The sequence below is a fragment of the Rhodopirellula halodulae genome (genome assembly GCF_020966775.1).
Classification (GTDB): domain Bacteria; phylum Planctomycetota; class Planctomycetia; order Pirellulales; family Pirellulaceae; genus Rhodopirellula; species Rhodopirellula halodulae.
On record NZ_JAJKFV010000002.1, the window covers coordinates 543,565 to 565,552 of the forward strand.

At 54.3% G+C, this 21,988-nt stretch carries 19 protein-coding genes; 12 read left to right on the top strand and 7 right to left on the bottom strand.

Annotated elements, in window-relative coordinates:
• Window positions 1-68: 68 nt before the first annotated feature.
• Together LOC70_RS02930 and LOC70_RS02935 are read right to left on the bottom strand one after the other, a co-directional pair.
• A complete protein-coding gene (locus LOC70_RS02930; protein ID WP_230251724.1) occupies window positions 69-251 on the bottom strand; it encodes a hypothetical protein in 183 nt (60 codons plus the stop codon).
• A 294-nt stretch (window positions 252-545) separates the two neighbouring features.
• Window positions 546-1,778 carry a DUF1559 domain-containing protein gene (locus LOC70_RS02935; RefSeq protein WP_230251725.1) on the bottom strand — a complete coding sequence of 411 codons (1,233 nt, stop codon included), beginning with the start codon at window positions 1,776-1,778 and terminating at the stop codon, window positions 546-548.
• Between the two features lie 414 nt (window positions 1,779-2,192).
• On the opposite strand from LOC70_RS02935, the gene LOC70_RS02940 reads away from it, so the two are divergent.
• The 5 genes from LOC70_RS02940 to LOC70_RS02960 all read left to right on the top strand — a co-directional run bounded on the left by LOC70_RS02940 (window position 2,193) and on the right by LOC70_RS02960 (window position 8,733).
• Window positions 2,193-2,738 carry a sigma-70 family RNA polymerase sigma factor gene (locus tag LOC70_RS02940; protein WP_230251726.1) on the top strand — a complete coding sequence of 182 codons (546 nt, stop codon included), beginning with the start codon at window positions 2,193-2,195 and terminating at the stop codon, window positions 2,736-2,738.
• A 61-nt stretch (window positions 2,739-2,799) separates the two neighbouring features.
• Window positions 2,800-4,557: a LamG domain-containing protein gene (locus LOC70_RS02945; protein ID WP_230251727.1), complete on the top strand. Its 1,758-nt coding sequence runs from the start codon at window positions 2,800-2,802 to the stop codon at window positions 4,555-4,557.
• A gap of 65 nt (window positions 4,558-4,622) precedes the next feature.
• Window positions 4,623-5,996: a Gfo/Idh/MocA family protein gene (locus LOC70_RS02950; protein ID WP_255715204.1), complete on the top strand. Its 1,374-nt coding sequence runs from the start codon at window positions 4,623-4,625 to the stop codon at window positions 5,994-5,996.
• 37 nt (window positions 5,997-6,033) lie between these two features.
• Window positions 6,034-6,480: a hypothetical protein gene (locus LOC70_RS02955; protein WP_230251729.1), complete on the top strand. Its 447-nt coding sequence runs from the start codon at window positions 6,034-6,036 to the stop codon at window positions 6,478-6,480.
• Window positions 6,481-6,639: 159 nt separating this feature from the next.
• The gene (locus tag LOC70_RS02960) at window positions 6,640-8,733 is read left to right on the top strand and encodes a carbohydrate-binding family 9-like protein (protein WP_230251730.1); all 2,094 of its coding nucleotides are present in this window, start codon (window positions 6,640-6,642) and stop codon (window positions 8,731-8,733) included.
• Window positions 8,734-8,744: 11 nt separating this feature from the next.
• Here the strand turns inward: LOC70_RS02960 and LOC70_RS02965 are convergent, their stop codons facing one another.
• The 3 genes from LOC70_RS02965 to LOC70_RS02975 all read right to left on the bottom strand — a co-directional run bounded on the left by LOC70_RS02965 (window position 8,745) and on the right by LOC70_RS02975 (window position 12,729).
• Window positions 8,745-9,650 (bottom strand): alpha/beta hydrolase, encoded by a 906-nt coding sequence (locus LOC70_RS02965; RefSeq protein ID WP_230251731.1) that lies wholly within the window; start codon window positions 9,648-9,650, stop codon window positions 8,745-8,747.
• 142 nt (window positions 9,651-9,792) lie between these two features.
• A complete protein-coding gene (locus tag LOC70_RS02970; RefSeq protein WP_230251732.1) occupies window positions 9,793-10,770 on the bottom strand; it encodes a hypothetical protein in 978 nt (325 codons plus the stop codon).
• 138 nt (window positions 10,771-10,908) lie between these two features.
• On the bottom strand, window positions 10,909-12,729 hold the full coding sequence (locus LOC70_RS02975) for a SulP family inorganic anion transporter (RefSeq protein ID WP_230251733.1): 1,821 nt from the start codon (window positions 12,727-12,729) through the stop codon (window positions 10,909-10,911).
• A gap of 547 nt (window positions 12,730-13,276) precedes the next feature.
• Between LOC70_RS02975 and LOC70_RS02980 the strand changes: the two genes are divergently transcribed.
• From LOC70_RS02980 to LOC70_RS03010, 7 genes are all read left to right on the top strand, one after another.
• Complete coding sequence (locus tag LOC70_RS02980; RefSeq protein ID WP_230251734.1) at window positions 13,277-13,996, top strand: 3-keto-disaccharide hydrolase; 720 nt, start codon at window positions 13,277-13,279, stop codon at window positions 13,994-13,996.
• Window positions 13,997-14,281: 285 nt separating this feature from the next.
• Entirely contained in the window at window positions 14,282-14,596 is a 315-nt protein-coding gene (gene rplU / locus LOC70_RS02985; protein WP_230251897.1) for a 50S ribosomal protein L21, read from the top strand.
• A gap of 71 nt (window positions 14,597-14,667) precedes the next feature.
• Window positions 14,668-15,705, top strand: a complete 1,038-nt coding sequence (locus LOC70_RS02990) for a serine/threonine protein kinase (protein WP_390888985.1) — start codon at window positions 14,668-14,670, stop codon at window positions 15,703-15,705.
• A 292-nt stretch (window positions 15,706-15,997) separates the two neighbouring features.
• Window positions 15,998-16,663, top strand: a complete 666-nt coding sequence (locus tag LOC70_RS02995; RefSeq protein ID WP_230251736.1) for an FKBP-type peptidyl-prolyl cis-trans isomerase — start codon at window positions 15,998-16,000, stop codon at window positions 16,661-16,663.
• Window positions 16,664-16,770: 107 nt separating this feature from the next.
• Complete coding sequence (locus LOC70_RS03000) at window positions 16,771-18,069, top strand: PQQ-dependent sugar dehydrogenase (protein ID WP_230251737.1); 1,299 nt, start codon at window positions 16,771-16,773, stop codon at window positions 18,067-18,069.
• A gap of 179 nt (window positions 18,070-18,248) precedes the next feature.
• Complete coding sequence (locus LOC70_RS03005) at window positions 18,249-19,061, top strand: glycosyltransferase family 2 protein (RefSeq protein ID WP_230251738.1); 813 nt, start codon at window positions 18,249-18,251, stop codon at window positions 19,059-19,061.
• 91 nt (window positions 19,062-19,152) lie between these two features.
• The gene (locus LOC70_RS03010) at window positions 19,153-20,229 is read left to right on the top strand and encodes an NAD-dependent epimerase/dehydratase family protein (RefSeq protein ID WP_230251739.1); all 1,077 of its coding nucleotides are present in this window, start codon (window positions 19,153-19,155) and stop codon (window positions 20,227-20,229) included.
• Window positions 20,230-20,293: 64 nt separating this feature from the next.
• Here LOC70_RS03010 and LOC70_RS03015 read toward each other — a convergent pair whose 3' ends face one another.
• Together LOC70_RS03015 and LOC70_RS03020 are read right to left on the bottom strand one after the other, a co-directional pair.
• On the bottom strand, window positions 20,294-21,271 hold the full coding sequence (locus LOC70_RS03015) for an outer membrane protein assembly factor BamB family protein (RefSeq protein WP_390888986.1): 978 nt from the start codon (window positions 21,269-21,271) through the stop codon (window positions 20,294-20,296).
• A 477-nt stretch (window positions 21,272-21,748) separates the two neighbouring features.
• On the bottom strand, window positions 21,749-21,910 hold the full coding sequence (locus LOC70_RS03020; protein WP_230251741.1) for a hypothetical protein: 162 nt from the start codon (window positions 21,908-21,910) through the stop codon (window positions 21,749-21,751).
• Window positions 21,911-21,988: the final 78 nt, after the last annotated feature.

The window sequence follows — 21,988 nt, forward strand, 5'->3', positions numbered from 1 at the left end:
AAAGACGAGAAGAGAACCGTGTCTCCCCCCGCCTATTTCATGTTGTTTCGAGAAGCCTCTGTTGTTGATCAGAACTTTTCGAATTCAGCTTCCTCAACAGCTTCTCCGTCGGCTCCGATGCCGGCAGCTTCATCCATCGCCTTGAAATCATCTTCGCTGTAATCCAGCAGGACAGGTTCATTGGAGGAGCATCCGGTCAACAATCCAACGGATCCAAAACAGACCGTCAGGGCAAGAATCGTTTTCAACATAGATTTTGTTTCGTAGGTGAATGAAGAAATGTCGGTGGCATGGAAACAACAGCCCGTCGCGTGAACGGGGAGTCATTGTTTGCCGCACTCGCTGTTTGATGCACTCGCTCGCGGTTGTGCTGAACTTTGGTATGTTCGGTTTCCGCCGGCCACAACTCGGCGAGCCGGTGACGCAAGCAAAAGACCGCTGACGCAAGCAAGTGATTGAAATGTTCTACTTGCTCGCGTTTCGCCATGGTGTTTCCAATCGAGACCACACTGGTTGGTTCATGCTGACCCGACTGGACCGTTCGATCAGAACTCTTGATCGATGACTTCTTTGCTGGCACGTGTGCCCAGGGCTCCCCACAACCCATAGGGGCTTGCTCGACCAGCCGTTGGATCACAACCACTGCGGCCGGGATCGACCGGAGGAGCGTCTGAGTTTCCAGAGTCAATCGAATCCGTGATGAATTTGACGGCTCCATCGCCCATCAACACGTGAGCACCGCCCTGGTGACGGCTGCTGGCGGTGAAGGTTCCGACATGTTCGTAGGAATTGGCATTGCCGGAGTTACGCGTGCAGGTTGGTTTGTTGGGAGCCAGCATGGTGTTCATACCGGTGAAAGCGGCACCCGCGGCGGTCCAACGAAAACCACGTTTCACGTTGCCATTGATCAACGGGACGTAGCTTCCATTGTTGATATCCCAGTAAGTGGGCCGCTCTGGATCCACCAACGCGGCGCACGCGTTTGGATTGCACAGAATCTCGTTGTTGGACGAGTTAGTCCCGATCGTCGTGGTCGCGAAATTGTCACCAAGATCGGTGGCGATTTCGCCCATCGCGATGGTGTTGCTCAATCCATCCAAGACATCACGAAACTTCATGCTGGCGTGCGCAACAAACATGCCGCGGCAACGTGGTTCGGCCGAAGCACCCACCACCGTGGAGTTGTTGAAACGGCTCTTGATTCCGCGGTGATTGTTCCAGATCCCATCGCCCAGACACATGGCGTAGTTGGTACGACCCAAAGCTGGCAATCCGGTCCCCGGATCGCTGGGGCAGCGAAGCGTTGGGATTTCAGTTCGAGCTGGGTTATAGCGAGCGACGTCGGATCCTCCGTAGGTGTGATTGGATCCAAACGGCCAGTACAAGATCACTCCATCGTCACTGACCGTTTTGACGGTCATCTGCTCCCACAAACCTTGTTGCTCCATGAATGGCATCATTCCAATCAAAGCGCTGCCTTGAGCTTTGGTGGATCGACGGTTCTCGGATCCTTCGTTGCCATTGTTGTTGGGACCACGGCTCTCGTCGCCATACGGACCCGTGCCTTGAATTGGCATTTGGTTGTAGGCGGAGTGGTAGTTGTGAATGCCCAAGCCAAGTTGCTTGAAATTGTTGCTGCAGCTCATGCGGCGTGCTGCTTCGCGAGCCGCTTGGACGGCGGGCAACAACAAGCCCACCAACACACCAATGATTGCGATCACGACCAACAGTTCCACCAACGTGAAACCGGCGTGACGAATTCGCCCTCGTTCGTTCATCAAATGATTCCTCAAAAAGTTGACTTAGCCAAAGCGGATCTCTATAGAACGAAGACGTCACAACACGACAGATGATCGCTCCAAAATCCGTACAATGGCGGTTCAGATACCGCCTTGGAGGATTACTGCCTCTCGATTCTCATCTAGCCAACTTTTCTTGGGAAATTGCAAAGGTTTTTGTAACTTTCGCGAGAGTTTCGACCCGCCGCTCATCTATAGATAAATCGGAAGTGGTGGCAACGCTTGGAGTTCGGTGGCTATAGATTTTGATCAACGGACCGATCTCAACGATTCGTCAAAAAATCTATCGAATTAAATTCTTTCGAGGCTGATTCTCGTACGAGCGGCAGTAGCTCTGGTAGGCCGAAGATGTGGCCCTGCCACCCAATGGCTCTTTTCACGAATGACTGCGAGATGGAATCACAGGACTCTTCAATCAATCACGCGGATGTCGAACGATTCGTCCGTTTGTTGACGACCCACGAACGAAAGCTTCGCGCTTTCCTCTTCCATTTGGTCGTCGATCGTGATGCGGTCGACGAGATCATGCAGGACGCATGCACGTCGCTCTGGAAGAAATTCTCACAACTCGAAAACGACGACGGCTTTCTGCCTTGGGCCTACGTCATCTGCCGCTACGAAACGTTGATGTACCGCCGCAAACTCGCTCGGGATCGACTGGTGTTCGATGAAGGACTGATCGAACAACTTGCCAACGAATATGAATCGCACATCACTTCGGAAGCTGTGGATCTTCGGCAGTCTTACTTGAAGGAATGCATGACGCATCTTCGCGAGAACGACCAACGGCTGTTGATGACGGCTTATGGTTCCAAGACCACCATCATCGACATGGCGGAACAACTCGGAACCAGCTCCAACGCACTTTACAAGTCTCTTGGACGTCTGCGCAGACGTTTGAAGGATTGCGTTCGAAGCAAATTGGTGGCAACAACGTGACACCCAACTCGTCAATCGCCACTTTTTTCGCCACCGGTCCAAAGGACATTGAGCGGGGAACATGAATCGACAACTGGACGAACTGATCGATCAATACTGTGCCGGGTGCATTTCCAAAGAGGAATTGGAAACGCTCCAGGATTTACTGCGCAGTAGCGCGGAATACAGACGGCACTATCACGAAATATTGTCGGTTCATGCCGATTTGCATGAGTGCATTGATACCCAATCGAATGGTGACGATGGCATTCCCAATCCAACGCAATCATTTGGCGAGCAGTTATCTCGTCATACCACCGGCGATGCGAACCATTCAGCGACACCTTGGATCCGCAATATCGCTCCGCAAGCATGGATGGCGGTGGCGTCTCTCTCATCCATTGCCGCGACGTTCCTGGCAGTGGTGGTTTGGCAACAATCAGTGACGCTGGATCGACAAGTTCAACTGAAAGTGACTCCACCCGAAGTCAACAGCACGCCAACCGTTCGAGTTGTGCAAGCTCCCGATTCGATCGTCGTCCCCACGGCAACAGGTTCGCGACGCAAGGACAGCCTGGCCATCTTGCAACAAGCGGTGGAACCGGTCTGGGTCGATGGTACAAACGTCCCTCGAATTGGCGACGAACTGGCCTCCCAGACTTTGGAGCTGGACGCGGGGATTGTTCATTTGGCGTTCTTCAATGGAGCCACTGCAATTTTGGAAGGCCCCGCACGACTGGATCTGATTTCCAACCAACGTGGCGTGCTTCATTTTGGCAAAATTCATTGTTTCGTTCCCGACAGCGCCCAGGGATTTACGATCGAAACCGCAACCAACCGATTCGTGGACTTGGGAACGGAGTTCGGTTTGGATGTCGGTCGTGATGGGCTGCAAGAATTGCATGTTTTCAACGGCGAAGTCGAACTGCAATCGTTGGAAGAAACCAGCGAACCCCAGCGGATTTTGGGTGGCAATGCGATTGCTCGTGGTATGAACGACATTCAGTGGTCCTCGGTTGAAACCCAGCCCACACGTTTCACCAGCATCGCCAAGATGCAGGGACTGAAAGAACAATCCGATCGCCGCCGTGTCGAACAATGGCAATCAAGGATGGAGAACCTTTTGGAAGATCCGGACTTGCTGGTGCTTTACGACTTTGAACCGGACCCGAATGAACCGGGACGTTTGACTAACCGCAAATCCAATTCGATTCATGGAACGATTTTGGGATGCGAATGGGCGCCGGGTCGTTGGTCAGGCAAGCTCGCATTGGATTTCAAACGGCCCAACAACCGAGTCAGGTTCAACCTGCCGGGCACGTATCGAAATTTGACCATGTCGACGTGGTTGCGTGTCGACGGATTTGATCGAGTGTTCAGCTCCATCATGTCCAGCGATTTCTTTGACAATCATCATTTGCACTGGCAACTGAAATCCAACGGCAGCATCGGTTCCGGCATCAAACCGCCGACAACGCTCCGTTTGATTTACAACACGCCGCGATTGTTAGGGTACGAAGACTTGGGTCGATGGGTCCATCTGGCTCTGGTGGTCGACCAAGATGATGGCACCATGACTCACTACCTCAATGGAGAAATCGCGACGCGTTTGCCGATGGATACCGGAAGCGAACCGAACCGCATCGACGCTCTTGGCAGTGGACCATGGCCTCTTCGAATTGGAAAAGCTGAACTGGGGAACTGGAGCCCAGCGGAGGACTACGATGAATGGCTGGTTCGAAATTTGAACGGCCGCATCGATGAATTCGCGGTTTTCGCCCGCGCGTTGACGGCGGACGAGATTCAATTCGCGTATCAGTCCGGCAAACCAATCGATTGAAGCCGACACGGCAACATGTCTGCAATTGATCCTTCTCATTTACCTCGTACTTACTCCCACCCGTCATGACGTTCCGTACCCATCGTCGCCGGTTCCTTGGTCAATCCGTTGCCCTTTCAGCTGCAACATTGGCCCCAGCTCATCTTCGATCCACGGTTGCGGCGGAAACCGAATCGGCGAACGACCGTCCCGGTTTAGCGCTGGTTGGCGCAGGCCGAATGGGACACAACCACATGCGTTTTGCCAAAGGCATGTGCGACGTCGTCGCAGTTTGTGATGTGGATCAAAATCATCGCGACAAAGCCGTGCAAAACCTCAGCGGTGGCAAAGCTCGCGGAGTCAACGACTATCGCGAAGTACTGAACCAAAAGAACGTGGACGTCGTCTACATCGCCACGCCTGATCATTGGCATGCGAAGATCTTGATCGAGGCGATGTTGGCGGGCAAAGACGTCTATTGCGAAAAGCCACTCACATTGACCGTTGACGAAGGCAAGCAGGTTCGCAAGGTTCAGCAACAAACCGATCGTGTGGTTCAAGTCGGAACCATGCAACGGAGTTACTTGGATCTGTTCGTCAAAGCCGTCGCCATTGCCGGAGCGGGAAGGCTGGGACGGATTCATCGTACCACGGTTTCGATCGGAGGCAGCTCGGTCTCGGGCCCGATCCCAACAGCCAAAGTTCCCACTTGGTTGGATTGGAATCAGTGGTTGGGTCCCGCACCGCAATCCCCTTTTCGATTGGTCGCTGATCCGAAAGCGGACGAATGGAATCTCGGCAAAACCAATGCTCATCAAAACTTTCGTTGGTGGTACGACTACTCCGGCGGCAAGATGACCGATTGGGGTGCCCACCACGTCGACATCGCATGTTGGGCAATTCGAGAAGCGGGACAATCCGACGAATTGGTCTCCATCGAAGGCGATGCAAAGACACCAGTGCCTTTCGCAGATGGCTACCCAACCAAGAGCGACCAGTACAACACGGCGCACTCCTTCGCGATGCTGGCCAAGATGAAAGACGGCACCGAACTGCAAATCAACAGTGAAGGCAGAAACGGTGTTCTTCTGGAGGGCGACCGCGGCCGCATCTTTGTCAGTCGCGGCGACTTGACTGGTGCCCCGGTGGAGCAGTTGAAAGACAACCCTCTGCCCGAAGGCGCCATCGCAAAGGTCTATCGCAACCTACCGACGCCCTACAACCAACATCGCAACCACTGGGCGAACTTCTTCCATTGCACGCGAGAACGCATCGAACCGATCTCGGACGTCACCAGCCATTTACGCGCAATTGACATTTGTCACCTCGCCAACTTGTCTGCTCGTTTCGGCCGTTCACTTCGCTGGGATGCGGAAACCGAACAAATTCTCGGCGACGACGAAACGAATTCTCTGTTGGCGCGCCCCGCTCGCTCCGGATTCGAGACTGACTTCTCATGAGTCCATTTCCAATCACGACCATGCATCGCCCCACCCCATGTTCAATCGAATCGAAGAGGACAACGGATCGTTGGTGATCCGCAGCTATCCCACCTGGATTGCGGGGTTCTGTTTGGTTGTGCTCATTGCCGTGATCGTTCAATGGGTTCGTGGTCGGCTGGCTTGGATCGATGCTGCCATTCCAATCTTTGTGGTATGCGTCGCGGCAGCTGTTTTGGAATACAAAGTCGCCATCTTTCGAAGTGGCGACCCGAATGTGCTGATCCGGTCAGTTCGATTGTTTCATCGCAATGAGACCCAAATCCCATTGAATCAGATTCGATCTGTTCATCGCAGCATGGGACGCGGCGGTCACGCTCATGCCGGGGTGGTGGAACTAAGAACCAATGACGACGAGGTTTCGGTGACCTCGGTGGCGGCGTTTGGATCTGGGAAACAGGTTCGCGCGTTGAAAGCGATCCGGGAGTTTCTGTCTCTCGTTTAATTGCGTCGTCTCGATGCCTCTGTTTGCGATCCCACCGATTCAGTCATCGTCAGTGGTTGGGACTCGCTACGTCAGTCATCATGGTGATCCGGTCGACGGGCAATTCTGTCGAGATCGACCTGCTGACGGTTTGCCAACACTTGCTCGCTGAGACACACCATGAACTGGTCTTTGGTCACTCGAATCCACGCGATGTGGATCCTGATTGCGGTATTCCTTGCTGTGCCAGCGAGCTCACGACCTTTCGCGGCCGAAACGACAGCCGCGAGTACAACGGACTCCTCCGAAGCGGTTCAAGCACTGCACAAATTTTTGGATGACCACCAAACCGAAAGTTTTCAAGCGGTTGCGCAAAAACCATGGAGTTCGACCCATCTGACGCGAGCCGATGTCGCTCGTGCAAGAGACCTGTTGGTGGAAGCTCGAAAGAAGGTGTTGCGTCGGACTCGCGCCGGGGAAATGAAAGACCGAGTGCTGACGTTGGGTGATCAGCGGATGCCGTTTGAGTACCAAGTGTTTGGCGAGAAGCCGGACAACGGTCGCAGCCTGTTTCTTTCTCTTCACGGTGGTGGCGGTGCACCCAAAACGGTCAACGATCAGCAATGGGAAAACCAGAAACGTCTTTATCGACCCCAGGAAGGCGTCTACGTCGCGCCGCGTGCTCCCACGGACACCTGGAATCTGTGGCACCAAGGACACATCGATCCGATGTTCGTTCGTTTAATTCAAAACATGGTGGCCCTGGAGGATGTCGATCCAAACCGTGTTTATGTGATGGGATACTCCGCCGGCGGCGATGGTGTCTATCAACTCGCACCCCGCATGTCGGATCGTTGGGCCGCCGCCGCGATGATGGCGGGGCATCCCAACGAAACGTCGCCGTTGGGTCTGCGCAACGTTCCCTTTGCCTTGCAAATGGGCGGGCGAGATGCGGCATACAAACGCAATCAAATTGCTGCGGACTGGAAAGATCAACTCGCGAAACTACGAGAGGAAGATCCGGATGGCTACGAACACTTCGTCAAAATCTATCCAAACAAAGGTCACTGGATGGACCGCGAGGATGCAGTCGCGGTTCCCTGGATGGCCAAGCACACGCGAAACGTGACCCCGTCCAAGATCGTGTGGGTCCAAGACGATGTGCTGCACTCCCACTCGTACTGGCTGGGCGTGGACAAAGCCAACGCAACGGCGGGTGATGTGCTGCGTGCTTCCGTGAGCGATCAAACCATTGAGCTCGAATCCAATGATGTCAGCGAGGTGGAAGTCTTCCTTGATGATCGTTTCATCGACCTCGATCAACCGATCAAAATCGTCGGCAATGGGCAAACCGTGTTCGAGGGCCACGTGCATCGGACGATCGCGACGTTGGTTCAATCGCTCGAACAGCGATCCGATACGGAGTTGGCTTTCCCAAGCCGTGTCACCGTGACTTTGCCAAAACCCTTTCCTCAGTCGTTGGTACCAGAAGAAGACTTACCGCGTTATGTCGCTGCGAAGACCGATCAGATGTTGCTGATCGATGGCGAATTGAACGAGGAAGCCTGGCGGATGACACGTAAGACGACGCCGTTTGTCGATCTGATCAGCGGCGAACCCACTCGCTACGACACGCGTTCGGCAATTCTTTGGGACGATGAGTTCCTTTACATCGGTTTCTGGATCGACGAACCCAACGTGGATGCAGAATACAAAGAACGTGATGATCCAATTTACTACGACAACGATGTCGAAGTCTTCATTGCTGGGCAGGACGCGTATTACGAGTTTGAAATCAACGCGTTTGGAACGGTCTATGAAGCGTTCTTCGTTTGGAAAGACGCCTATGAGGCGGGCGATTTCGCGTCGGACCCACAACTCAGCCCCAACGCACCCAACCGACAAACGTTCAATGGAGTCGGATTCACCGACCATCCGCGTGGCGAGCGAATCGCGTTTCTCGGTTACGACTTTCCCAACTTTCAGTCAGCCGTCCATATCAACGGGACGCTCAACGACGATTCCGACATTGATGAAGGTTGGACGGTCGAACTCGCGTTTCCATGGAAAGAAATGCACTGGCTCGCCCAAGCCGATAACCGGTCACTTCCACCCAACGTCGGTGACCAATGGCGAATCGACCTGTTTCGTTTCAACAAAACCAAAGCACCCAAACCCGCCACCGATTCCAGCGGCTGGGGCTTGGGCAAACACACGGTTTGGGACTCGCATATCCCAGAAATCTTTCCGGTCATCACCTTCGCAGAAAGGTGATTTTCGAAAGCTCACTCACACCAACCGTTCGACTGGAGCCAAGCTTTGAATTGGTTTGGCCAGTGATCAACAGGACGATCGCCGCGGAACATGCCGCAGCCATGGCCGCCGGTGGGGAAGAGGTGCATTTCGGCTTGAACGTTGTGTTTCAGGCACGCCTCATAAAAACGAATGCTGTTCTGCACCGGCACGGCACCGTCGTCGCCCGAGTGAACCAGGAAAGTGGGGCAGGTCTCGGGTGTCACCTGTTCATCTCGCGACATCAAACGCACCATCTCGTCGCTAGGTGAATCGCCCAACAGGTTCTTCTTGGACCCACCATGGGTGACACCATCGCGAAAGGACACGACGGGGTAGATCAATGCGGCGAAGTTCACGCCGGTTTCTGGATCCGTGGCGATCGTCGATGCCAAATGGCCGCCAGCGGAGAAACCCATGATGCCGACTTGGTCCGTTTTGATATTCCACTCATCGGCATGTTCTCGCATCACTTGAACGGCTTTGCGAGCGTCACCCATTGGAATCGGATGCTTGTTGGCACCGCCGCCGCAACGGTACTTCAAGACGCCGGCGGTGACGCCTTGCTCCGCCAGCCATTGTGCGACCACATGGCCTTCTTTGTCGATCGCCAAACCACCGTAACCTCCGCCCGGACAAACAACCATCGCGGTGCCGCTTCGCTTTTCAGGGTCCGCTTGATAGACCGTCAGAGTTGGCCGATTGATGTTGCCCACCCAAGCGTTTTGATCACCGCGATCCTTGCGGACCTCCGTGTTTTCAGCCTCGGTCGAGCCCAACTCTTCGTCTGTCCAAAGCGATAGCGTTTCAGGCTCGGCAGCATGCATTGGGGAGAAGTTGATCATCGACACGACCAACAGAAAGAGCAGGGCGGTGACAATTGAAGGGCTGGTCTTCATCGGTGGGTTCGCAAACAGGGTGGGAATGATTGGGTGAGGCTCCAAATCATAACTGCTCGCGACACCGGGCGTGTTGCTTCCGTCAGCGAGTCAAAACCTGTGCGTTCTCTGGCTCCCGCTGGCTGAGACTTGGGGCGGTCAACTACGACGGTTCAACCGAGGCGGGTTCGTGTGGCATTGGCAAAGACGATGGCACGGGAACATCCGGAATCTGGTGTGGAACGACGGGCGCCGGAGTCGAAACGGGTCGGCTGCGGAATGTTTGGTGATAGTCCGCCAAGTGCTGATCGATGTCGCGAGACAACATCCGACCATTGATGTGCCCCGCGATCACACAACCGTAATACAACGCACTGCCACCATTGGGAATGAACCAGCTCGCAGTTCCCGCGACATAGGTTCCGTAGGCTGGGTACAATACTCGATTGGCCTCAATGATTCCCGATCGATCCCGCCGATCATAAAGATGGGCCATCACATCGCGCGATGCGATCGTTTCGTGCCAGGTGGGAATGAAGGCATAGGCCAGGGCGTAGGTGCCTTGATATTTACGACGGGTGAAGTCCTTGGCGTGTGCCAATTCATGCAGCGCAACCGCGGGGATATCGCTGTACAAGTGGACCGTTTGCGTGAATGGGTTGAAGTGATCCCCACCAAAGAAACGTCCTGGCAAAATCGTCTCGCCGCCAACCGACAACAACCCAAGCGTGTAACGATAGGGCCACGCAACAGTCTTGTTCTTGCGCAGTCGATGGAAATCATCGATCGGAGCGTACTGGTTCACTCGGACTTTGACATGTGGCAGGTTATTCGCCTGCAAGTAATCCGCAACCGCCTCGACGGTGGGCGCCGTGATGTGGTGATTGTCGACACGGTGGTCCCACAGCAAGATCTTGTCGGGGATACCCCAAATCCATCCCGCGGTGTCGAGCACCTTGTGCGGCTTGCCAAATTCCAACTGGTTGCTGGAATCGTTCACCAACTCCGGAGCGATGAATTGTTGCCGTGCAGAAATGTGATCCGGCGAAAGCACGTGACAACCAACGCAGCCCATCCATGCGGTCATCGCGAAAACGATGGCGGTGGATCGGATCAGAGTTTGGCACGCGTTGATCTTCATCCGCTTCCTTTCGCTGACGACACTCGGCTGCCCGGGGGCAATTCACACGAGGGTACTATCGGACGAATCAGAAGTCCGATGCGAATCTATTTATGCCGGTGAGGCAAGAAAGACAGACGCGGTTTCACGACTGTCGTTTCACGCCAAACGGTCCGTTGCCACGTGATACTGTGGGTCTTCGGAAACGTTGACTTCCACCAAGTCACCTGCTTGATTCAGCAAGGAACGACACTCTTCGCTGAGGTGAGTCAGGTGCAATCGCTTGCCCGCGGCTTGATACTTTTCGGCCAGACCATTGATGGCTTCCAAACCGGACTGGTCATAAACGCGGGTGTAGTAGAAGTCGATCACGACATCGTCGGGGTCTTCCGAGACGTTGAACATCTCTTTGAAGGAAGCGACGGACGCGAAGAACAGAGGACCGTGAAGTTGGTAAATCTTGCTACCAAATTCGTTGACCTTGATGTCGGCTCCGATATGCGTGGCGTGCTGCCATGCAAAGACCAACGCGGAAACGATCACGCCCAGAATCACGGCTGATGCCAAATCGTGCATGAACACCGTGTAACCGGCGACCAAGATCATGACAAACATGTCGCTGCGAGGCATGCGGCGAAGCATTTTCAGCGACGCCCATTCAAACGTCCCAATCACCACCATGAACATCACGCCGACCAAAGCCGCCATTGGGATTTGCTCGATCCAAGGCGCCAAGAACAAAACGAACAGCAACAAGCAAACCGCTGCGGTGATGCCTGACAGTCGGCCTCGACCACCCGAGTTCACGTTGATCAATGATTGCCCAATCATGGCACAACCACCCATGCCGCCGAACAGTCCGCAGATTAGGTTCGCGGTTCCTTGACCGATGCATTCACGGTTGCCTTGGCCTCGCGTTTCGGTGATTTCATCGATCAACGACAACGTCATCAACGATTCAATCAATCCGACGCCGCACAAAACAATCGCGTAGGGGAAGATGATCTTCAGCGTGTTCCAGCTGAATGGAACCATCGCGTATTCCAACCAGTACGGCATGGGCAGCCCACCACTGATGCCAGATTCTGCGGCATCACTTGAGTTGGCCGAAGGATCCGCCGGAGGATTCTCAATCTTGGGTGTCGCAACCGCTTCGGCGAACGTGTCTTTGATCGACGGGCTGTCTTGTGCGACGACCGCACTGACCAACGTCAGTTCGGAGGTCAGCACGTCGCGTGAGTCGGAACGTTGAGCGTGCATCAAGGCGTCGTCGTCTTCCGACGCCATCGCTTCTTGTGCTTTCTTGGTTTCAGCTGCGATCGTGTTGGTTCGCAACATATCGCCAACGGTCGCCAACAGGTTTTCACCCGAGTCCGTGCGTTGTGAATTGTTCACCGCAACCGCAATCAACGTGATGCTCAAAATCGCGGCCAACGAGGCGGGCACCGCGGTGGTGACTTTTGGAAGCAACCAAATGATGGCCATCGTCAAACCGACCAAGGCCAACATCGCCATCAGTGGAAAACCGCTGAGGTAGACCAACGTTCCCGAATCAGAAAGCGTTTTGAAACTTCCCAGTTGAGCCATCCCGATCACGATCGCCAATCCGTTCACGAAACCCAGCATCACCGGATGAGGAACCATACGGATCAGTTTCCCCAACCGCAGCAAACCGATGATGATCTGCAACACACCGCACAGGATGACGGTTGGAAACATGTATTCGATTCCGTGATCCGCGACCAAGCTCACGACCACCACGGCCATCGCCCCGGTCGCACCCGAGATCATGCCCGGCCGGCCACCGACCACCGCCGTGATCAAACCCAGGAAGAATGCTGAGTACAAACCGATCAGCGGCGAGACACCGGCTACAAATGCAAACGCGATCGCTTCGGGCACGAGTGCCAACGCGACGGTCAATCCGGAGAGCAGATCGTTCTTGAAAGAGCTGGTTTGTTGACGGAAAAAGTTCAGCATGATTGGTTCCGAGTCAGTGACCTCTGGAAGAACGAGATCACAAGTTCTGCAAGCGTCTTTGCGGATGAGCGTCCTTAAACGTAGGCCACTGTCAGACAAACGCTCGGCCGAAAGAAAAATCGGCGGCGTCTGACGTTCGCCAAACGTCTGGCCGGGATGGCATCATCGCCTTACCGTGAAAGGAGCGCGGGGTTGATCCAACCCAAGAAGCGACGCAGGTCAATCCGTTCGTTCCTACGCATACAGCTCCCACGGAAAACGCCGGACTATAATCCTGTCCAACCATCGGTCAACGCGAATTCAATTTGACCGTCCCACCACCATTCCCACCTCAATCACTTTTCGTCCCTCAACAGCGAACGCTTCTGCAACCTAACGTGCAACCTGGTCGCTTTAGGTTCACCCGAGGTGATCGTTCGCCCCGGTACCCGCCTGTTCGCTCCCTCCAAATCAACAGACTTCGCTGATGCCGTCAAAATCAGAATTTTTCGGACCTTCCTCGTTTCTTGCGCGATTTGCCCCGCGTTGCTTCTCATCTTTGGCCACGATGGCATTGCCAAGCCTGCTGATCCTGGCTGGTCTTCCTTCTGTTCACGCAGAAGATTCCGCGGGCCAATCCGCCGTCGAAGTGAAGATTTTCGACACTTCCGCACCCGGATGGCGACAACTCAGCGGTGAAGACTTCATTCGCGTCAACGGCGACGAAAAAACACTGACGTGGGATGGCACCGAGGCACACGGCAGTGGCCAACCCATCGGGGTCACGCGAACCAATTTCGAGGTCAAGAACTTTGAATTGGTCATTCAGTGGATGCACCTGAAGCCGGCTGGAAATTCCGGCGTGTTCGCTTGGGTTCCTATGTCCGCACTCGAAGACTTGCCACCGAATCAGCTACCCAACACGGGAATCGAAGTTCAAATGTTGGATCTCGATTATGGCCGCATGTACACGGAAAAAACGGGCAAGGCTCCGACCTGGTTCACCAGCCACGGAGACATCTTCGCCGTCGGAAAGTCGTCGATGCAGCCGTTCCCACCGCTGTCACCCGACGGACACCGCAGCTTTCCCTCGGCGGAAACCACCAATCCACACGGTGAGTGGAATCAGTACTACGTTCGCGGAATCAATGGTGAGATCCGTTTGTGGGTCAATGGTGTGGAGGTCTCGGGTGGACGCAGTTGTTCACCCAGCGAGGGTTACTTGTGTCTGGAATCCGAAGGCAGCCCCATTCGCTTCAAAGAGATCTGGGTCCGCGAACTTCCGTGATCCGGCGGTCCAGTTCCGCCAAAATTGCTCTCCGCGGGTAGGTCCGGTTCCACCGGACGATTGCCGCTGACCAATTGCCAGCGACCAAGGTCCGAGTCTGACTCGCAATTCGCCGGGTTGGTTCGTTTTCTCTCACGAGACCGCATTTTCGCGGACGATCAACAGGATTCGTCCGGTCTTGGAAAATCAGCCCTGGTCAAAATGCCGGGTAGTCGCTATCCTCCGCGATTCGAAAATTCGACCTAGTTGTCAATTCCCCATTCACCCCAAACCTTTTTTCCCGCCATGTATGCCATCTTTGTCGACGGTGGACGCCAATACCGAGTCGAGCCAGGAATGGAACTCGACGTCGATTACCGTGACATCGCAGCAGGAGAAAACCTGAAATTTGAAACCGTTTTGGCCGTTGGTGGCGATGACGGGTTAAAATTGGGTGCCCCGACGTTGGACGGAGTTTCCGTCAGCGCTTCGGTGTTGGGCATGGCCCAGGACAAAAAGATTTACGTCCAAAAGTTCCGTCGTCGTAAGCACAGCAAAAAGCGCACGGGACACCGCCAAAAGAACACCCGCATCCGAATCGAAGAGATCGCGGGCGTATGACGCTTTCCTGATCGGCTGGAACAATGCCCCACCTTCGCCTGACTGATTTCGAATTGGGCGTGGTGCTTGGTGTGGGCACGGTCGGTACGGTCTACGACGGAAAAGTTCGCGACGATATCGAAGTCCATCCTGCTGCGGATGCGATTCGAGGCCAAGACCTGGCCATCAAAAAGCTGCACCCTGCCGTTTCGCAAGACGACCTAATTCAAGCTCGTTTTCGCCGGGAAATGGTGATTCTCGAGCGAGTGCAGCACCCCAACATCATTGGCTATTTCGGCGGTGGTACCGAAGATGGCCAATTGTTTTATGTGATGGAGCGGGTCGATGGCGGAACGATCAAGGATCTGCTGGAAACCAACGGCGCACTGGCTTGGCCCGTGGTCGTCGACGTGGCGCGGCAAGTCTGCTCAGCACTGCAATGTGCCCACAACCACGGCGTCATTCACCGGGATTTGAAACCCGGCAATCTCTTCCTGACACGAGACGCTCAGGTCAAATTGGGTGATTTCGGCATCGCTCGTGACCAATACTCTTCGGATCTGACGTCCCAGGGTCTCACCGTTGGCACCCATGCTTACATGGCCCCGGAACAGATCACTGGAGACGAATCGATTAGCGGAAAAGCAGATTTGTACGCTTTGGGCTGCGTGCTATTTGAAATGCTGAGCAATCGAAAGGTCTTCGCTGGAGAAAACTTCGCTCAGTTGTTTGAACAGCATTTACGGACCAAAGCACCTTCGATTTCGTCTCTGGTCGCGGATTTGCCGCCAGAGCTGGATCAAGTGATCGCAGAATGCTTGGAAAAGTCGCCCGATGATCGTCCGTTCAACGCTCGGTCTGTTCAGGGCGTGATGATCCAAATCGGTGAGAAGTACGATTTGTCGACTTCGGACGATGGGTCCGCGGCGGGCTCTCAATCGACGGATCACCCGTCAGCGGACGTCAGTGCCGAAAGTGTGACAGAAAAGGGACGTTTGCTGCTGGAGGAACAAATCCTGCATCGTTTGGGGGGCACCCCGCGGGAGCCGGTGGGATGGGCAAAGATCTGCGTGGTGGGGATCGCGATCGTCGTGCTGATCGCCATCGCAATTTCAACGTCCGGCGGCTAAGCGGCGGTCTTGGACATTGTTCATCCGTGTTCATGAAATTTGGATCCGCCACCGCAGAGAATGGTTCGTCGATTCACAAAATCACTGTTTCCGCAGGCTGTTGTCGCACCAATTCGCAGGGGCGTGAAGTATCCTGCGTCGACTGGTATCTTGAATGCAGGCAGCACGAAGTCTCGAAGGTTGTTGGCGATTGTCTGCCCACAACGCGTCTGCTTGCCTCCCTCTAAGGACATTACCGATGCCCCGTCTCTCCCGCCTTTTGATTCCCACCCTCTGTTTGGCCTCGTTCGTCATGACTTCCCCCGCCCAAGCCCAAGACGATTCCGCGGCCACGGTCGATGACCAGCTTGGGTACTTCCTCGGCTTCACCGTGGGAAGCTCGTTTGCTCAGCAAGGTTTCAAACCGTCTGACTTCACCGTCGAAGGCATGAACCAAGGCCTGACGGACGCTCTTTCTCAGAAAGATCCCGCTCTTTCCGATGAGCAATTGCAAGAGATCCAGGGCAAGATCCAAGCCATGATGGAAAAACGCCAAGCGGCTCGCATGGCAGAATTTCAAAAGCAGGGTGTCGCGAATAAAGAGAAAAGCGAACTGTGGATGAAGCAGAACGCGAAAGCCGAAGGCATCAAGGAGCTGGAAGGTGGACTGCAATATAAAGTGGTCAAGGAAGGCGAAGGTGCTTCCCCGTCCGCAGAAGACACGGTCGCGGTGCACTACACCGGCAAATTGACCAACGGCGAAGTGTTTGACAGCTCCGTCCAACGAGGTCAGCCGGCAAAGTTCCCAGTCAACCGAGTGATCCAAGGTTGGCAAATGGCTCTTCAACAAATGAAGGTCGGTTCGAAGTGGATGCTGTACATTCCACCAGAATTGGCGTACGGCGAAAACGGTTCGCCACCCAAAATCGGCCCCAACGAAGTGTTGGTGTTCGAAGTGGAATTGCTGGAGATCCTGTAGGTTCACCTTCGAATCTTCCAATCGAATATTCAAGGACGCTCGTCAATTGACGGGCGTCTTTTTTGCTATCTCCACTCATCCCGTTCTCACTCATCAAGGTTGTTCTCATGCAGAAGCCCCATGATTCTCGTTCATTGCTCCGGCGATCCCTTCTCGGTGGTGTCGTGACGGCGTGCTTGACGGCAGCACCGCTACAGGCCGCTTCTCCAGAGGCAGTCACCGCCACACCCAAACCATCCGCAGAAACGATCAACCTTGCGAAGCCGCCGGAGTCGTTGGACGTTTCGCCAATGCCCGTGAAAACGGTGGAAGCGTACCCCAACCTTCGCATCAGCCGGCCCGTGATCATCACGGGCGCCGGTGATGGAAGCGGACGCTTGTTTGTTGCCAGCCAGACCGGCGAAGTGTACGTCTTTGACGAAAATGATCAGGATGTATCCGAGCCTGAACTCTTCGCTGATTTCAGCGAGCTGGTGACTTATAAAGATCGCGAAAACGAAGAAGGTTTCTTGGGCATGGCCTTCCATCCCAAGTTCAAAGAGAACGGTTTGCTCTACGCTTACTTCACAACATCCGACAAACCTCATGTCTCGGTGTTGGCGGAGTTCAGCACTGTCAAAGGCAGCAACAACCAAAAGGGTGATCCGTCATCCATGCGTGAATTGATGCGGATCGAGCAACCGTTTTGGAACCACAACGGTGGTACGGTGGCGTTTGGTCCTGACGGATACTTGTACGTCGCATTGGGAGACGGCGGGAAGGCGAACGACCCGCTGCAGTCGGGACAGGACCCGAGTCAGTTGTTGGGATCGATCATGCGAATTGATGTCGACAAACGGGACAACGGCAAAGCCTACGGCATTCCCGCGGACAACCCTTTCGTTGACAAATCAGACGCCCAGCCCGAGATCTACGCGATTGGCATTCGTAATATCTGGCGAATGGCTTTCGATTCCAAAACCGATTTGCTTTGGGCTGCTGACGTCGGTCAAAACGATTGGGAAGAGGTCAACTTGATCCGCAAAGGCGGCAACTACGGTTGGAGCCTGCGAGAAGCGAACCACAAGTTCACCCTGAATGGAAACGGGTCTGACGCTCGTCCGGATTTGATCGATCCATTGGTGGAGTACCCGCACACGGACGACTGGGGCAAATCGGTCACGGGTGGCGCGGTTTACCGAGGCACTCAAACACCGATGCTCGATGGTTATTACCTCTACGGCGACTATGTCAGCGGCAAGGTTTGGGCGTTGAAGTACGATGATTCGACCGGAACGGTGACCGAAAACCGTCCCATCGAAGCCAGCGGATTGCCCGTGTTCACCTTCGGACAAACCGACTCCGGTGAAGTCCTAGTCAGCACCATGATGGGCGGCGGACGAATCTACAAATTCGTCAAGAAGTGAGCTGATTCAGTTAGGGAAAGGTCCGGCTCCGTCTGGACCTTTCCACTTGATACATTCTGACCTTATACAGAGCCAAACATGGCGAGGGCGTTTCGCCGCCTGGGCGAATTGCATTCAACTCTCTGTTCGAATCGAGTTGAAGAAAACCAATCACGATGGAGGAATGCCACGCGGTCACCATGTCTTCTTCGACCGAACAACCACTTACCGACGGGATGCAATCCACGGCGGATGAGCTTTCACTTTTGTCCATCGTGATCCCGGCAAAGAATGAAGAGGGTTGCATCGCTTCCACGGTCGAGCATCTTCATCTGGAACTATCGATCCAGAAAGTCCCCCACGAAATCGTTGTGGTTGATGACGGAAGCGACGACCGGACGTGGGAGATACTGAATGACGTTTCCGCCAGGATTGACGAGCTTCGGCCAATTCAGAACAGAGGGCCCCATGGATTTGGTCGCGCTATCATTCACGGCATCGATCACTCCGGTGGCGATGCAGTGGTGATCATGATGGCCGACGAATCGGACGATTGTCGGGATGTCGCGAAATATTGGAATCTGTTGAATGAGGGGTGGGACTGTGTCTTTGGCAGTCGCTTCATTAAAGGCGGAGGTGTCATCGACTATCCATGGATCAAACTACGGCTCAATCGATTCGCGAACTGGTTCATCAAACTGCTATTCCGAATCAAACTGAACGACACCACCAATGCCTTCAAAGCCTACCGACGAACGACGATCGATGGTTGTCGACCCTTTCTCTCACCGCACTTCAACCTAACAGTGGAACTGCCACTGAAAGCAATTGTGCGAGGCTATACGTGGACGACCATGCCAATCACCTGGCGAAATCGCCGAACGGGGCTTGCCAAGCTCAAGATCACTGAGATGGGCAGTCGCTATTTCTTCATCGTTGCCTACGTTTGGTTGGAACGATATTTCAGTCGCGGCGACTACATGAAGCCGGTGTCGCAAGCAAGGCCCAAGTAGTTACCCTTCGAGTGAAGGCCAACTAAGCCGGTTCGGCTGGACGTCATTTCTGGTAAGCCTACTACCTTCTTTTCATCAAAACGTTTTGGCTATGAAGACTGTCCTTATTTCGGGCGTGTGTGGCTTTGTTGGATCGTCCTTGGCCAAGTATTTTCGTCATGCCTATCCGGCTACTGAACTCGAGCTCGTAGGTTTTGACAATCTAACGCGACCAGGCGCTTGGTCAAATCTGCAATCGCTGAAGTCGTTGGATGTTCAATTTCATCACTTAGACGTGCGGAGCGTCACGGACTTAGACTCGCTGCCGAAATTTGATTGGGTCATTGATGCGGCTGCGAATCCGTCTGTCTTGGCCGGAACCACCAAAGCATCTGGTTCCCGCTCATTGATGGAAACCAATCTGATCGGCACGTTGAATTTGCTTGAGTTATGCAAATGCCACTCCGCTGGTATGGTTCTACTTAGCACGAGTCGCGTCTATGGGTTGGATGCTCTTTGCAATTTGCCCTTGAAACCGGCGTGCGACCGTTTTGTATTGGATGAGAGTTGTTTGCCGGAGGGAGTCTCCGCACGTGGTGTGCAAGAGTCGTTTTCGACTCAACCACCTGTCTCGCTATATGGTTGCTCCAAATTGGCCTCTGAATCATTGGCGACGGAATACTCTCTCGCCTATGACTTTCCTGTTTGGATCAATCGATGTGGAGTCCTTGCCGGGGCAGGACAATTCGGCAAACCCGACCAGGGCATCTTCGCTTTTTGGCTTCATAGTTGGCGAGAGAAACAGCCCTTGAGATACATCGGATTCAACGGGAGCGGGCATCAGGTGCGCGACTGCCTGCATCCTGAAGACTTGTTTCGTTTGGTCGATCGGCAAATACAATCATCGAACCCTGACTTCGATCGGGTGATCAATGTCTCGGGAGGTTGCAATTCAGCACGTTCGCTGAAGATGGTTAGCGATTGGTGCAAGGATCGGTGGGGCACCCACGAAGTGAACAGCGCATCGAACGAAGAACGTCCTTACGATATTCCTTGGATCGTATTGGACTCTTCAAAAGCTGCTGAGTTGTGGGACTGGCAACCCGAGAAATCAACAAACGACATTTTGGAAGAAATCGCGGATTTTGCCGACGAAAACCCATCGTGGCTGAAGCTGTCCAGCACCTAGATCGAATCTGAGGGAGTCACCGTTTGACTCCCTCAGATTCAAGCAGTATTGAAAACGGCTGCTCTCAACGAGCGATATCGAATGCGAAGACGAGGTTTTGGTCGCGGATGTAAAGGGTTTGATCCGCGATCACGGGGTGAGCCCAGATCGCTCCGCTGCCACGTGGAAGTGTCGTTTCACGTGGCAGGGTCAGTGATCCTTGGGGCGACCATTCTTCGGCAGAGGGTTCGACCAGCACAACCGTCCCGTCTTTGTCGTTGTAGCAATACAGACGACCATCTGCGAAACCGATTGAGCCACTGGTATTGCCTCGCAGCTTTTCGACCCAGAGTGTGTCACCGCTGGAGACTTCCTGAGCCATCCAAACTCCGCCATTGGCTTTGGTAAAACCGTACACCACACCATCAAGTTCCACGACACCGCCGTGGTGATTCAACATGGTTTTCCCATTGAGGTGGTAAACCTGCTCGGCGTCGATGCCGCTTCCGGACGCGGTCAGATTCAACAAGACATTGCCCGCACCGTAGTCACTGGTGTGATAGACCTGATCCCCAAGAATCAATGGCGTGGGAATGGTGGCAACTTGGTTTCCCGTGTTGGAGTTCTCAAAGAGCTTGTTCCCGTTTTCGGTATCAAAAGCAACCACTCCAATGCTGCTTGCTGTGACGTAGTAGCTCTTTCCGCCAACTTCGCCCTTCATGATTGAAACGTAGTGTGCGGGTGCGTCGACGCCTTTGGATTGCCAGACTTGTTTGCCCGTTCGTCGATCCAAACCGATGGCAAAGTTGTTGCCGCCAGGTGTAACCAACACGCGATCACCGTCGACCAACACGGACTCGCTGTAACCCCATTTGGGAATTCCACCGCCGTACTCTGCCACCAGATCCACCGACCAGAGTTTCCGACCATCCTGTCGACGAATTGCTGACACGACGCCAACATCTGACAAAACGAAGATTTGGTCGCCATCGACGGTGGGGGTGCTTCGAGGTCCGGCGCCCCAACCGGTGTTGTAGTCATCTCCGCCGCCGGCTCGCGAAATGGGTGTTTGCCAAACGCGTTGCCCGTTCTTGGCATTCAAACACACCGCGTAACAGGTCTGTTCATCCGAACCCAACGTGTACAAACGACCGTCCACCGAAGAAACACTGCTGTAGCCACGCCCAGATTCAGCGAACGTCCATTTCAACTTGGGGCCGCCTTCCGGCCAGGATTGCAACAATTCCTGCTGAGCAGCTTTGCCATCGCGTTCGGGGCCTCGCCATTGAGGCCAATCCGAATCGCCGGCCTGAGCGTCCGAAAGCAACATGAAGCCTGCAACCAACAAAGTAGTTGCTGCAATTCGTTGTGCTATTGCCAAGATCGGTCGAGCAGAAGCGAAGGAGGGCAGGATACGAAGTCGACGAAGCATGAGGCTCGTTCCGTGAAGGGTGAAGGCGGGAAGGTTCGGAATTCTTGGCGAAGTTCCGACCGAGCACTGTAGCAAACGGTACCTGGCGATCCAAGCAAGCACCTCTGCTCAGCGACGTTCTTGGTCACCACTTTCCATCGGTTTTCCCGGCGAATCCGTTTGACCTAAGTGTTTGCGAGCCATCACCTTACGAAACACGAAAATCGCCACGATTGACGCAACATCGCACCGAATGGGCAATGACTGAAGCCAACGTGAGATGGGATTCATGTGTTCTTTCACGCACTTCAACAAGTCGGGCAATCAAATTGATTCCCAAACTGGACTAAACTAAACCAGCCTCCATTG